This is a genomic window from Arthrobacter sp. SPT-J7 (assembly GCF_059089965.1).
On the sequence record NZ_JBNHFF010000003.1, the window covers coordinates 379129 to 393086 of the forward strand.

Genomic DNA, 13958 nt, shown 5'->3' on the forward strand with positions numbered 1-13958 from the left:
CCGGCTCACCCCTGCCAGGCATGATTGTTACCGCTGCCTGCTGCCGGCAACCGTAACGCGCGAAAGGCAGCACCACACCGCCATGCAGAATAACGGCACGCCCTCCGCTGTCACGGCTCTGCGCATCCAGGCAAAGCGGCTGGTCCGCGCCTATGGACGGGTAATCGACCCGGACCCGCTGCGGTCGCTGCAGAGCCGCCTTGGGCAGCGGGCCGCAGCGATGCCCGGCTTGGCCCAGGTCCGGAGGCACTCGGAAACCTGCGTGTGCCTGGATTTCAAGGACGGCGCACTGGCCTATGCCTTCGACCTGCGGGTGAAGGGCAGCAGAGTGGAATTATCGGCGGTGGGCCGTGACGCCCTGTCCAGACGCGTGCTGCGCAGCTCCCTCGTGGGCCAGGCCCCGATGGTTCGGGACAAGGGTGAGCGCCATGTGCTGGCTCAATGGCTAGGTGGGCGCAGTGCGCGTCCGCGCATCGTTCAGGAAACGCTGGCCAAGATGCAGTGGCTGACCGACCGGCTGCAAACCCTGCCGCACGAGGCGGCTCCGGATCGCCCAGTCCCCGGCGGCCATGTGCTGACCTACTGGTGGGACCAAAAACCAAACTTCGGGGACACCATCGGCCCGTGGCTGGTAAATGCCATGACCGGCCGTCCGGTGGTCAACAGCAAGTGGACCGAGCCGCAGCAGCCTTCGCTTTTTACCGTCGGATCTGTCGTGGGGCACTTGAATGTTCCCGGGCACAAGCTGTGGGGCTCCGGGATCATCAACCCCTTGGGGACCGAAAAGGCCGGTCGGATCGGACCGAACAAACCGGCGGCCATTCACGCCGTGCGGGGACGGCTGACCCGACACGAACTCACCACCAAACTCGGCTGGGATGTGCCCGAAGTCTACGGGGATCCAGCCCTGCTGCTGCCGAAGTTCATGGAACCGGCAGCATCCAAGCAAGCCGGCAAGATCGCCATTGTGCCGCACTATTCGCACAAGCCCTATTTCGCCGCCGTCAAGGGTCCGCAACTGAACGTGGTCAACGTTGGCAACGGGCTGGAGCGCGTGGTGGCCCAGATCGCCCACGCGAGCCACTGCATTTCGTCGTCGCTGCACGGGATTATCCTCGCCCACGCCTACGGAGTCCCTTGGACTTGGCTGCGGATCGGGGATCATGCATTGCACGGAGACGACTTCAAGTTCGAGGACTTTTTCACTGTGCTGGCGCGCGATGAGGTCGCCGAGGCCACCGTCGCCGCCGATCAGATCGCGGAAACGGACTTCGTCAAAATGGCCCAGGCGGCCCGGCGGCCCGCCGACACGCTCAGCCCGGACCCGCTGCAGGATGCGTTTCCCGGCCTTCTTTCCGGCATCAAGTAGAGGCAACACGTGAACTCGCCCACCATTTCCATTGTCACCCCCACCTACAACTGCCAACCGCTGCTTCAGGAATGTCTGGAAAGCGTGTTCAACCAGACGTTGCCCCAGTCCGAGATCGAGATCATCGTGGTGGACGACGGTTCCACCGACGGCACGTGGGACTACCTGCAGTCCCTGCGGGCGGAGCACCCGAACCTGATGGCACTGCGGCAGGAGAACTCCGGCAGGCCGAGCGTGGGCCGCAACCGCGGCCTGGCCGCTGCCACCGGCGAGTTCGTCTTCTTCCTGGACTCGGACGACTGGTTTTCCCCGGAAGCCTTGGAACGGATGGTTGCGGCGGCGCGCGAGCACGGGTCCGACGTCGTCGTGGCGCTTGCCGTGGGTGACAATCGGACGGTCCGGCAGGCCACCTATCTGAAGACCGTCTACGACGCCGATCTGCTCGACGACGGCGCGTGGCGGACACTTTCCCCCTGGAAGCTTTTCCGCACCTCTTTGGTACGCCGTCTCGGGGTCGAATTCCCGGAAGACATGGTCCAAGGCGAAGACCAAGTCTTCGTGGCCCAGTGCTACCTCGCTGCTGCAAAGGTCTCCACCTTGGCGGACTACGACTATTACCATCTGCGTGGGCGTGAGGACGGCGGCAACGTTTCCAAACAACGGCAGTCACTGCGGAACAAACTGCTGACCACCACCCGGATGGCCGAAATCATCATGGCTCACACGGAGCCGGGCCGGCGCAGGCAGAGGTTTTTCCACCGGGTGATTTTCAGGACCTTGGCCCCGGGACTGGGCAAGCCGTTCATGACCGCCACCGCCGATGAGCAAAAGGAATTTCTCAGCCGGATCCAGCAGGAAGTCCTTCCCAGCATGGGCCCCGAAGACCTAGCGGCGGCAAAAGACAGGTCCAGGCTGCGGCTGGCCGTGGCGCGGACGGGCACCGTGGCCCAGATGGCAAACCTCAACCGCCAGCTGACGGAGGGACCGTCCTACGTCGCCGAGAATGGCAGGCTGCACTTCGACCTCGGCACGGAGCTTAACTCTTTGATCCCTGCTGAACTGCGCCGCGTCACGGACCCTGGCAAACTCCGCCACAGCCTCGATGGACTGGATGGCACGGACAGTGGACTGGCCATCACCTACCGCCTGCAAACCGCGCTGACAGAGGTCGCCGGTCTGGCCCTGCAAGCGCCAGCGATGGAGTTGACAACACGAAGCAGTCCCCCGGTCACGGTCAGCGTGGCCGGCCAAGCGGTGGGAGACCAGCGCTGGAAATTCGCTCTTGGGTCAAACCTGCTCCCCCAGGCTCCGAAGGTCCCGGTGGTGTGGGACGCGCACCTGGTGTTGTCCGACAGCAACGGACCGCTGAGTTCGTCCCGGGCTGCCTATCCCCGCGCCGAAGATACCGCCCAAGCTAGCGCGGTTGTGATCTTGCCACCGGACGGCGGTGCTCCCGCCTATCTGGAGGCCTACTCCACAGCCCATGGCAGCCTCAGCGTGCGCCAAGGCCAGGAGCCGAAATTCACGGCGGTCAGAATTTCGGGCTCCGTCGACGGCGATCTGAAGCTGACGCTGCCGACGAGCAGCGGGACGTTCCGTGGTGCCGCCCTGCTGACCGCCCACGGGCGGCTCCAGCTCGAACACGAGTTGCTGCCCGACGGTCTGCTGGCCGTCCGGCTGCCGGATGCGTCTACGCTTCCTGGTAAAGCGCTCTTGACCGCAGACTATGCGGTCCCCCTGTTTGTTTTGCAGCTTGAGTGCGAAAGAACCAGCTCGCAGGTCCCCTTGATCCTGACAGAGGGCACGCTTGCGCCGCTGAAGCGACCTGCCACTAGCGACAAGCCAACGGTCGGAGCCGCTGAGGCAGCAAACGGGCAGCATCACGACCGCAACCGACTATTGCCGAAACGCAACGGACTGTCCGGACTGCTGGACCGGCTCCGCCGTTTGAAGCGACACGCACAGCGCGGGTGAGCGCCACATGGCCTCACGTTGCCTAGAATTCCCCCAACAGCCCCCAGTGAAAGCTTGACATGGCACTGATATCAGCTGAAGAATCCGAAACGCTTCCCAGCGCCCGGCGGGTGATGCGCGGCCTGGCCGGCGAAGCAGGTTACGGGCTGGGGTTAACACTGCTCGCCACCGCCGCCGCTGTTGTCGCGGCTTCCGGCGGCCCGGACTGGCTGGCCGCAAGCATGCTCCTGGCGTTGGGTGCCGCCGGTACCGTCCAATTGGCGGTGCCCGGCTTGCGGCCCGACCAGCTACTGGAGCACCTCGCCGTCCCCCGGACGGCGGCGTTCGCCGCTGCGTCCCTGCTCCTGATGCAGGCCGCGTCGTCGACTACAGGTCGCTGGACCGTGGCGCTCACGGCCGGTGCTGCCCTGGGCATGGTGCTGCTGGAGCCCTTGCTGCTCCGCGCGGTAAGCGCGCGGCAGGCCTTCGCCATGCACCTACCGGGCGTCTCAGCAGTGGCGAAGCTGAAGGGCCATGCCCACATCTATGTGATCGGCTCCTTCATCTTGCCGTTCCTAGGCGCTGGGACCGCCGCATTGGGTTGGCCGGTCTGGCTTTGGAGCGCCGCCACGGTGGCGGCCCTCGGGTTCTTTGGAGCGGCCGGACTGAACGCCTACCGGCGGGCAGTGGCCAGCCGTGCCATCGACCTGAATCTCGGCGCCGCGCTACGGCAGTATGCCCCCGACTTCATCATCTACACCTCCCGCCCCGACGACGCCTCCTACCAAGTGGCCATGTGGCTTCCCTATCTGCAGCGCACCGGGAAGAAGTTCGTCATTGTCACCCGCGCGATGGTGCCCGCCGAGGCTCTGGCCGCGATGACCGATGCTCCCGTGGTGATGTGCCGACGGGTGGCAGACCTCGACGACGTGGTGGTGCCCAGCGTCAATGCTGTGTTCTACGTCAACGCGTCCTCGGGCAACGGTGCCATGGTGAGATTCCATGAACTCACCCACGTTTACTTAGGCCACGGGGATTCGGACAAGCCACCGTCCTACAACCCCACCCATGCCATGTATGACCGGATCTTTGCCGCCGGCGAAGCTGCCACCCGTCGCTACGCCGAGCATGGCGTCTCGATTCCACGCGACAAGTTCCAGATTGTCGGCCGCCCGCAACTGGAAAACGTCCAGCCCGCGCGGCCTAGTGGGGGCGATGTTCCCGTGGTCTTGTACGCTCCCACGTGGCGGGGGCATGTGGAAGAGACCTTCTTCCACTCGCTGCCCGTGGGAGAGAAGATTGTCCGCTCGCTGCTGGATCGCGGCGCGACTGTGATCTTTCGCCCGCATCCGTTCAGCTACGATTTTCCCGAGGACGCCGCGCTAATCGGCAATATTCAGGAGCTCCTACGAGAGGACGCACAAGACACCGGCCGCAAGCATCTGTGGGGTGCTGAGGCGGAGTCGGTCCGAGGCATTGTCGACTGCATCAACGCCTCGGACGCTATGGTTTCAGACGTCTCGAGCGTGGTTTCGGACTACCTCTACTCCGGCAAGCCGTTCGCCATGGTTGCGGTCAATGCCGCGCCGGAGGACTTTGTCCGCCAGTACCCGATCGCCAGGGCTTCCTACGTGCTCGACGGCGGTCTAACCAATGTGGACCAAGTTCTGGACTCTTTGCTGGGAGCCGACGAGATGGCTGATGTCCGGTCCGCTCTGCGCTCCGATTATCTAGGTGACTTCCCGGTGGAGGGCTACACCGAAGTCTTCATCGAGGCAGCACGCAGCGTCGCATCGACGCGCCCCAACCAGGTTGTACCGTCAGAAGCCGCCGAATCCGAGGTGCAAGCGCTGGCACAGGATGGTGAGACGGCAGGCGCGGATGGTGGCCGCGCGCTTACTGGACGCCGCAGACTGTTGGCCGGACTGCGCTTCATCCTTCCCGCGGCCGGGTCGGTAGTCACTTGGTGCGCGTACTTGCTGACAGCGTCGGTGTGGCTGGTCTGCACAGCCGGACTGGCGACGGTGGCTGTGTCCTTGTTCTTCCACCGCCGGGCCTTCCGACGCCGCCGACCGCTGAACGCCATGCTCGGCAACGACCTTGCCCCACGGGCCTTGCTTGTCTTGGCACTCCTGCTTCAGCTGGGCTCGCCAGGCTGGACAGGGGCCACGGGCTGGGTAGCGGCAGGCATGTTCTGCTGGCTGGCGGCCACGGCCATGGAGCAGTACGCGGCAACGGCCTGGCGCCCCCGTGGCCTGGATGCTCGCAATCTGCCGGGCATCAATACGCAGGGCCATGAAATCCTACCCCGTGGCTGCGTGGCGGTTTTGAGCGTTGTTGGCCTCGGCGCGGGCTTCGTGACCGTCCTCTTCAGCCCCGGCAGTGGCCTGGCTACAGCGGTCGTAGTGGCCTTGCTGCTACTGGGCTTCAGCACAAAGGTTTTGGGCGCCGGCTGGTGGCGCAGTCACCGGAACCTGCGCCACGAGGCACAGCTGTCGCAGACTACGGAACGGCTGGCACCCGAATTCGCCCTGTACTTCGGCTCCAATGTCGGCGCCGACTACCAGGCGGGCATGTGGCTGCCGTACCTAGACCGGATCGGCCGGCCCTACATCGTCATCACGCGGACCCTCAGGATGATGCGTGCAATCGCCGCACTGACTGAGGCCCCGGTCATCCACAGGCCCACGCTGCGCAGCTTGGAAGAGGTCGTACCACCTAGCCTGAAGGTGGCGTTCTACGTCAACAACGCGGTCAAGAACACCCATTTCATTGAGCGACGCGAAATGCGCCATGTCTGGCTCAACCACGGTGACTCGGAAAAGCCGGCCTGCTACAACCCGGTGCATGCCATTTATGACCACATTTTTAGTGCCGGGCAGGCCGGCGTGGACCGTTACGCCCGCCATGGCGTTGCAATTCCTAGGGAGAAATTCAGGATTGTCGGAAGACCCCAGGTGGAGGACATCCAGCGCCGCCAAGGTGCGCCTGGACCCAACCCGACGGTGCTGTACGCCCCGACCTGGCGCGGACCGTACGCGGACTCAGCGGTGTACTCTCTACCCGCTGGGCGGGGCATCGTGGAGGCCCTGCTGGCTCGCGGCTGCACAGTCATTTTCCGCGCCCACCCGTTCAACTACCGCTTCCCCGAGGCAGCCAAGTGGATCGCCGAGATCGGCGCTCTCTTGGCGGCGGACACCCAAGCCACCGGCCGGCAACACGTCTATGGGATGGCGGCTGAGCAAGATATGAGCGTCGTGGACTGTTTCAACGCCTCTGATGCCATGGTCTCCGACGTTTCTGCGATGGTGTCAGACTACTTACAGTCCGGCAAACCCTTCTCGATCGTCTCCGTAGGACGTTCCATAGCGGAATTGGAAGCGGAGGCTCCGGCGTCCAAGGCCGCCTATGTCATCGCGGAGGACCTGGCGAACCTGGACCAAGCGCTGGACAATCTGCTGATCCATGACCCATTGGCAGCACAACGGGAAGAATCCCGGGTCTATTATCTTGGCGACTTCCCGGCAGGTAGTTACGCCGAGGGCTTCCTCAAAACCGCTAGAGAACTAATCGACGCGCCCAGGCGGCCGTTGTGAGGCGCGCACTCCGTACCGTCCTGCCCCTCACCGCGGGTACCGTGGTGCTTGGTGCCGGAGCGGGGTTCCTCGCCGCCTCGCTCGCGCTACAAGGCTCCGCTGGGGTGGGGTGGGTGCTGCTAGGTGGAATCGGAACGGCCCTCAGTGTTGTCTTGGTTCCGATTACCCACCGGGTCCTTGCCGTTCACCACGTCACCGCATACGGGTTGCCCGGTGTCAAACTGCCCACTGCCCCTCAGGTTTGGGTGCCGAGCGTTTTGGCTGGTGCCAGCTTGCTCGGTACCGCCGCCATTCTCAACGCCGGATGGAGCGTGTTGTGGTGGATCCTGTGGCTAGCAGCCATCGGGGCTGCCATGGCCGGCGTCGGAGGCTACGCCTACTGGCTAGCTCGCCAACGCCGCCAACGCTGGCCCGCCGTCCAGCAGGCCCTCGACAGCTACGGCCCGCGGTTCCTGATATACACCGGGCGCAAGGACGGTGGTGCCTACCAGATCGAGCAGTGGCTGGGGCCGTTGCAGGAACTCCAAGTGCCCTTCGCCGTCATCACTCGACACAATGAGGCTGCCGATTCGCTGCACAAGCGGCCGGCGCTGGCGGGCACACCGCTGATCGCCTGCCTGAACACCGCAGAACTGGACAAAGTCATTACCCCCTCCGTCCACGCGGTCTTCTACGTGAATTCCGTGGCGTCGAACATCAACATGGTCAGCTACAGGCACCTGACGCATGTCTACCTCGGCCACGGGGATTCTGACAAAGAGATATCAGCGCACCCGGTCCACGCCATGTACGACAAGATCTTTGTCGCAGGACAGGCCGCCATCGAGCGATACTATGCCAACAACGTGCTGATCCCGGAAGAAAAGTTCGCCATCGTCGGACGGCCGCAACTGCGCGGGGCAGACCGAGGACCACGAACTCGCGGCCCGAACGAGCCGATCACTGTGCTCTATGCACCGACGTGGCTTGGCTACAACAACGCTTCAACTCTCAGTTCGCTTGCGCACGCCGGCCCCTACATGGAGCGCCTCATTGCAGGTGGAGCCCGGATTATCTTCCGGCCGCACCCCTTCAGCAGCAAGTCACCCGAGGAGCGGAGGCTTGTAGCCTCCGTGGACGAACTGTTGCTCCGCCACGGGGGGCTGCACATGACCTCCGGCGAGGCCCGGGCTGCCGACCTCATAGGACTGTTCAATAGTTCGGATGCTCTGGTCACCGATATCTCAAGCGTCTTAGTGGACTATACGGTCACCGACAAGCCAATTGGCGTTATTACCCAGACCGTTGACGGCATGGTAGAGCGCTATCCGTCGTTGCGGGCCGCGCAACTGCTGCGCTCCCCCACTGATGCGGACGGGCTGATGGAATGTGCAGAGCGCGGCCGTAATCCGCACAGCGAGGATTCAGCCGGCTACCACAGTCGATCCGAGTGCTTCGAGGCCGCGGTCAGGCAGGTGTTGGCCACCGATGCCGCTCCCGCCCTGGCCACCGTGCCAGCTTCGACCGTGGACACGGAAGCCATTACCTCGGAGTCGTGAGCGTCAAGGAAGTGCTTGCGCCAGCAAAGGTGAACTGGAATCGGTTCGCGAATGTTGGCAGCGGTTTACAACCAGCGTTTGAGCAGTCCTGGCATCCGTCGCTTTGGGCGGTTGACTGATTTAATCGAGTCTTGGAGGCCGGCGGGCAAGGCGCCGACAATATCGGAGGATTCCGTTACCTGTTCGTCAACCAGCCCAAGCGCCCCACTGACCATAGCTCTCGCCCCCTGCACAACCTCTTCGTCGCTGCCGTCGAGTGCGAGCACACCTAAAGTGAAACGACCTGCTACCGCCTGGGCCTCATGCTTCCTCATGAGTTCAGCCACAATCTTTTTGGCCGCCGCTGTCCTGCCATGGAATACAACTCGAATTCCCGTGGAAACTGGCACCATATCGAAAGCTATAGGTTCGCCTTCCCACGAATAGTCGAGCACAAGACACGAAGGTCGGTAAAACCATACGCGCCCGGGGGATCCGTAGGTAGCAGGGTCAGTGAGGATTGCCGCGCGCAACAACTCCAAAACCGGCTCGTTGGCACCCGAATCTTTCGTAGCCATATTTTCGGGGGTCGGCTGAGGCATGTCCAGCCTTGCATTCGATTTCGCCAGCGCGTCTCGAAGCACTTCGTCCAATATATGCACTTCTGGATCAATTGGAACGGTGTTGGTTCGCTTAATCTTCCAATTAGAACTTATCCCCATAAAGTGGCGATGCCGTACGAGATCGGTCTTAGACGTCGAGACTCCGGTGATAGTGTGCGTCTTCCATTGGTCCGCCGTTGCAGTCCTCGACGGGCTCGCAGTCCACTTGATGGTGGTAGCCCCCCTACCGCTGTTGAAGTACAAGTAATCTGAGAATCGCGGTATTCCTTCCTGGGGTCCTCCGGCAGTCTCTATCCAGCGACCGGAGTACAGCAGGGCTGCACTGCTCGATTCTTCCAGCAGTTCGAAGACAGTCTTTCCCCTACTGGAAATCACGAGTTCATCCACATCAGCCTGAATAACAGCGTTGGCCCCACTCAGGAAGCGAAACCTTGCGTGCTCCAAAATTCCGTATTCACAGAAATCGGAGTCCCACGGCGCACCCTTAATTCCAATCAAGTTACCGCCTTGCGGACCAAAGGGAAACGGCCAGTGCACAACTATGGCCACATCCAGTCCTGGAATGCCATCAAGCGATTCCAGCACGTCCTGCGGAGTATAGTCAGTCGATCCGTTGTCATAAATGATCGCGGCGTTAACGCCTTGTTCAGAAACATGAAAGGCAACCCACTCGCGAATCCACAGCAGGTTATTATTCTTCGACTTGGTCAACAGAACGTTCTTGTCGAGGCAAAGTTGGGTAAGGTCTGGGCCCACCGCGGCTGTGAAATTTAGTGAGCTACTACTGAAAGACAAAAAATCGGTGCTGCCAGCCCCCCAGACAGATGACTGCTGGGTACGGTCTATATCGCGGAAGATTCCGCGCACAGGCTTGCCAGACGAATCAGTAATCGAACACTGGCGAAACTCACCAAGCAGGTTCAGGAGCGGCGGGCCGGATAATACGATCCGCCCGTCAGTTCGAAACACATCGTAGAAAAGAGTGTGGGAGTCGAACTGCTTATCATACTCCGCCTGGCGCTTCTCCAATGGGCGGGGCGGCTGGCGAACTAAGGCGCTATTTCGTGGAAGAACAACCGGAGCGGTATGTACAACCAGCCGGCGAACTTGTTCGTTACTCATAATAATTGATCCTATAGAGGTGTAGAGAGAACAATTGGCCGGCGGCCCCTTGGCGATATCACCAGCATCTGTTGAAATACGCCGAGTACTTAGCCTTACGTCCGCCTAGCGCAGAAATAGAAATGCTGTGACTCCGCCATCACGGCCTGGTGCCGGTGGCGCCTCCCAAGATCCTCTCGACGAGCCGCTCGGTCGCGCGGCCATCGTCCAGCGGGTTGAATCGGGCTAGGAAGGCCTCGTACTCCGGACCGTAGCGGTCCCAGTACTCGTTCAATGATTTGATCGCTTCAGCGAGTCCTTCGTTGTCATCTACGCGAGGGCCGGGCGTGGTCTCGCTGTATGGGATAAGCGGTGGTGTCTTCGCAAAGTACGTTTCCTCATCCGGGACGAAGAATATCATGGGCTTTTTGGTCACAGAATAATCGAACCGAATAGATGAATAATCGAATACACCGACATCAGAGGCCAAGATTAAGTCGTTAATTTCGGGATAATCAGTCACCACGACTACACCCGTCTGATGAACCGGCCTGCTGGAGTGCCTTTGGTGTGCTGGATGACCTCGGAGAAGCACCACGAAGCCGTCGCCCAATGTGGCAGCCAGCTCGTATGGATTCAGCAGCTCGACCATCCGGGACACCCATGGGTTTGTCGCCTCGTAGTCCCTCCACGTGGGCGCGTAAAGGACCGCCGTCTGATCATCGCGGATACCCAGCAGCTTCCGAACAACACTGCGTCGATCTACTTCGTCGGAGACGAGCACGTCATTACGAGGATGCCCTGCCTCAACAATCTCCGCTGAGATAGGGAAACACTCACGATACATCTTCGTCGCATCAGGACTAGGCGACAGCAGGTAATCCCACCGGTCCCTGTCTGCCAGATTCCGTGCCTGCTGTGCGTTACTGACGTTTTGCGATTTCCACCGCGGCAGCCCCATAAGCTTGAACGGATGACCGTGGTACGTCTGGACCACCACCTGTCCGGGCTTCTTTTCGTAGGCGGGAGGAAGTTCATGATTGACGCATATGTACTTGCAAGTGGCCAAGGCGTCGAACCAGCCCTCGGTGTGGATAATAACCGGGATGGCGCCCTCGGGTAGTGGAACCGAATAATCCACAACTCCCCAATAGGTTTCAATCTCAGGATGGTTTGCCCGTAAATAATTGTGGATCGAAAGTTGGCTGTCGGTCGCGCAATCACCAATGAGGCATTGGAAGTAAATAGCGTTCTTGAGTTGAGGCGTGCTCCCTCTAGAAGCCATCTGATACTGAGTCCGCTTGTACATTGAACGGTCAGCTAGTTTCAGAGCCGCCTGAACTTGGAAACCGACAGCCCCGCCCCGGTTGAGAAGCTGTCCGTACACGCGTGCGGCTTCCAGCCGCAGAGGCATTTGCTCTGTCAATGCCTGATCAGCCACCACCGGCAGGACCTCGCGGCTTCCGCGCGGCGTCACGCGGTACGCCACCAAGCGGTACCACGCTTGCGGAAGCACGGTGACTCGGTCTGTGCCTGGCCGCGCTTGGCTAACCGGGATGGCCCACCGCATGCTGTCGCCAGCGCGAGTGGCCCTCACAGGCCGCGAAGACAGCTTCGATGACACCAGCTCCATGAAGATTCCCGAGTCACTGGCGGAAGTTCTGGGGGCTTCGATGATGAAATAGCCATCGTCGGTGATGGAACAACCGGACAGATTGATCTTCTCCGCGGCCGCGCCCAAGTACATGACCCCGGTTGCCGATCGAGTGATCTCAAACAGCTCACCTGGATTGGCGATTGAGTCGGCTGACCCTACATGCAACTTGCGCCGAACGCCGGCTGCATCGACCAGAGAGATGTACAAGGGCAGGCCTAGCGAGACCAATTCGTCCATATCGAGATCGATCGAGTAGTGCCCGGCCGAACTGGAAGTGATGGCGAAGGACCGAGCCAGATTTGCGTCTTTGGCCCTCACTTGAGCCACGATCGGCATGAATTCGGATGAGGGACTTTCCAACTGGATGGTGACCATCGAACTACGGACCTGAACACTTCGAGCGACAGCCGCCCGGCGGTCGGCGAAGATTTGAAGGCCGACGTCAGGCGTCCATTTAGGCCGTAGAACCACGCGATCGTGGGTGTGGCTCATAGACAGAGACTGGGTGGATCCGCCCAAAGTACGCGATCCGAACGGGCTCTCCACTACCAAAGATCCGAGCTGCACCTCCACGGAAATCGACCAACGTGCCATTTTCCCGTCAACATCCGGCAGCGAGTTAAGCAGATCTGTCAGATCCACCACCGCATCGAAGGCGGTCCCGCTGTAATCCACCCTGTGGTGCCGGGCCCGCACGGTGGCCTCGGGATTGTGAGTGTGCGCCACAGGAACTCGAACGACTTCGCCTCGAGCGGCGTCGCGTACGACGACGTGGATTGACTGCGACTTCTGCACTGGATCCGTGTTCGACAAGTAGGCCCAGCCAGATACTTCGAGCTTGACGGGTGACAGCCACTTTACCCTCTGAAGGACTGACTCAATTTGGAGATCCTCCTGTGGAATGCGGAGGAGCCTCCTAGGTATTGCGTATGCCGGCTCGGTGCTAAACGGGAGGATGGAGTAGACGTTTTCACCCTCATGTTCAACCGGATGGGACCGCAGGTCCCGCCCGCGCCGGTTGAGAAATTCCTCGAGTACTGCTCGGGGCTGGGTTAGTGCCAAGTACATCAGGACGCGGTTCTGCGGTGAGACTTTTTCATGCTCCAGCAGTTCCTCTTCCGAAACTACGAAGCGGACCATTTGGTGCACTGCTTCGTAGGCTTCCTCATCAAGGGAACGTGCCTGACCGAGATAATTGGGGAAATGGTACTGCAGCAGCGTCCACTTCCACGCAGCCATGATCTGCGGTTTATCCAGCTCATCTAGATACGTCTTCGTCAACTGGATGGCATGAAGCCTCGCTTGGATCTTCTCTGCCGTATACATATTTTGACTGAGGGACGAACCGTCTTCCCGGATGAGCCAGCGATACGTAGTTGCCTTCAGAACGTCGATGGACCGCGCAGCCGTGAGCGCGTTCGTGATGACCGGTTGGTCTTCAAACAGAACCCCCTCGCGGAAGGCAAAGTTTTGACGCTGCCAAAAAGATCGACTGTAGATCTTGTTAGGAGAATAGAAGTCGCGAAGTATTTCTGGAAAATCAGCCGCATTGATGCCGAGCCGGTCCTCGCTGTGAACAAGCTTGACCCACTCGGGCGTGATGATTTTACCGTTACGGCTGCGGACCATCGCACCAACGACGACTTCAGACCCGGTCAGCATGGCGGAGGCAATCATTTGCTGATACGCATCCGCAGGTATCTCATCGTCGGAGTCCACGAATGTGATGAAATCGCCGCGCGCCTCTGCAATGCCTGTGTTCCGTGCTGCTCCCAGGCCCCCGTTCTCCCGCCGCACAATTCTGATCCGATGATCTAACGACGCGAATTTACTGGCTATGGAAAACGAGTTATCGGGCGACCCGTCGTCTACCACGATGATCTCGATATTCTTATAAGACTGGCTGGTCAGGCTTTGAAGACAGTCAGCGAGATATTTCTCGACATTGTAAACAGGGACAATGACGGATAAGAGCGGTTGTTCGGCTTTCTTGCGAGACTTGTATGGAAACATCCCACGGTATGTGCGTCTGATGCCTTTGGGCACATATTTGGTCCACCGCCGCTGTGCTTGTCTGAACCTTGTCGCCTGGGCGGTTCCATGCTTGTTCGCTGCCATACTTCTGTCTATCCCTTTACTGCT

General features: G+C 60.8%; 6 protein-coding genes. 4 read left to right on the forward strand and 2 right to left on the reverse strand.

Features of this window, described 5'->3' with window-relative positions; all coding sequences use genetic code 11:
* Nucleotides 1-82: 82 nt before the first annotated feature.
* The 4 genes from AC5RWX_RS07185 to AC5RWX_RS07200 are packed head-to-tail and all read left to right on the forward strand — an operon-like array spanning nucleotide 83 to nucleotide 8456.
* Nucleotides 83-1369, forward strand: a complete 1287-nt coding sequence (locus AC5RWX_RS07185; protein ID WP_494097136.1) for a polysaccharide pyruvyl transferase family protein — start codon at nucleotides 83-85, stop codon at nucleotides 1367-1369.
* Nucleotides 1370-1378: 9 nt separating this feature from the next.
* Nucleotides 1379-3343, forward strand: a complete 1965-nt coding sequence (locus AC5RWX_RS07190; RefSeq protein WP_494097137.1) for a glycosyltransferase family 2 protein — start codon at nucleotides 1379-1381, stop codon at nucleotides 3341-3343.
* Nucleotides 3344-3402: 59 nt separating this feature from the next.
* On the forward strand, nucleotides 3403-6918 hold the full coding sequence (locus AC5RWX_RS07195) for a CDP-glycerol glycerophosphotransferase family protein (RefSeq protein ID WP_494097138.1): 3516 nt from the start codon (nucleotides 3403-3405) through the stop codon (nucleotides 6916-6918).
* On the forward strand, nucleotides 6915-8456 hold the full coding sequence (locus AC5RWX_RS07200) for a CDP-glycerol glycerophosphotransferase family protein (protein WP_494097139.1): 1542 nt from the start codon (nucleotides 6915-6917) through the stop codon (nucleotides 8454-8456). The genes AC5RWX_RS07195 and AC5RWX_RS07200 overlap by 4 nt, the downstream gene beginning before the upstream one ends.
* Before the next feature lie 65 nt (nucleotides 8457-8521).
* Here AC5RWX_RS07200 and AC5RWX_RS07205 read toward each other — a convergent pair whose 3' ends face one another.
* Together AC5RWX_RS07205 and AC5RWX_RS07210 are read right to left on the reverse strand one after the other, a co-directional pair.
* Complete coding sequence (locus tag AC5RWX_RS07205; RefSeq protein WP_494097140.1) at nucleotides 8522-10180, reverse strand: glycosyltransferase family protein; 1659 nt, start codon at nucleotides 10178-10180, stop codon at nucleotides 8522-8524.
* Nucleotides 10181-10319: 139 nt separating this feature from the next.
* Entirely contained in the window at nucleotides 10320-13934 is a 3615-nt protein-coding gene (locus AC5RWX_RS07210; protein ID WP_494097141.1) for a bifunctional glycosyltransferase/CDP-glycerol:glycerophosphate glycerophosphotransferase, read from the reverse strand.
* Nucleotides 13935-13958 lie beyond the last annotated feature (24 nt).

Bases quoted from the DNA above. Each gene is read 5' to 3' on its own strand.
- AC5RWX_RS07185 (WP_494097136.1), top strand. From the start codon at position 83: ATGCAGAATAACGGCACGCCCTCCGCTGTCACGGCTCTGCGCATCCAG.
- AC5RWX_RS07195 (WP_494097138.1), top strand. From the start codon at position 3,403: ATGGCACTGATATCAGCTGAAGAATCCGAAACGCTTCCCAGCGCCCGG.
- AC5RWX_RS07205 (WP_494097140.1), bottom strand. From the start codon at position 10,180: ATGAGTAACGAACAAGTTCGCCGGCTGGTTGTACATACCGCTCCGGTT.
- AC5RWX_RS07210 (WP_494097141.1), bottom strand. From the start codon at position 13,934: ATGGCAGCGAACAAGCATGGAACCGCCCAGGCGACAAGGTTCAGACAA.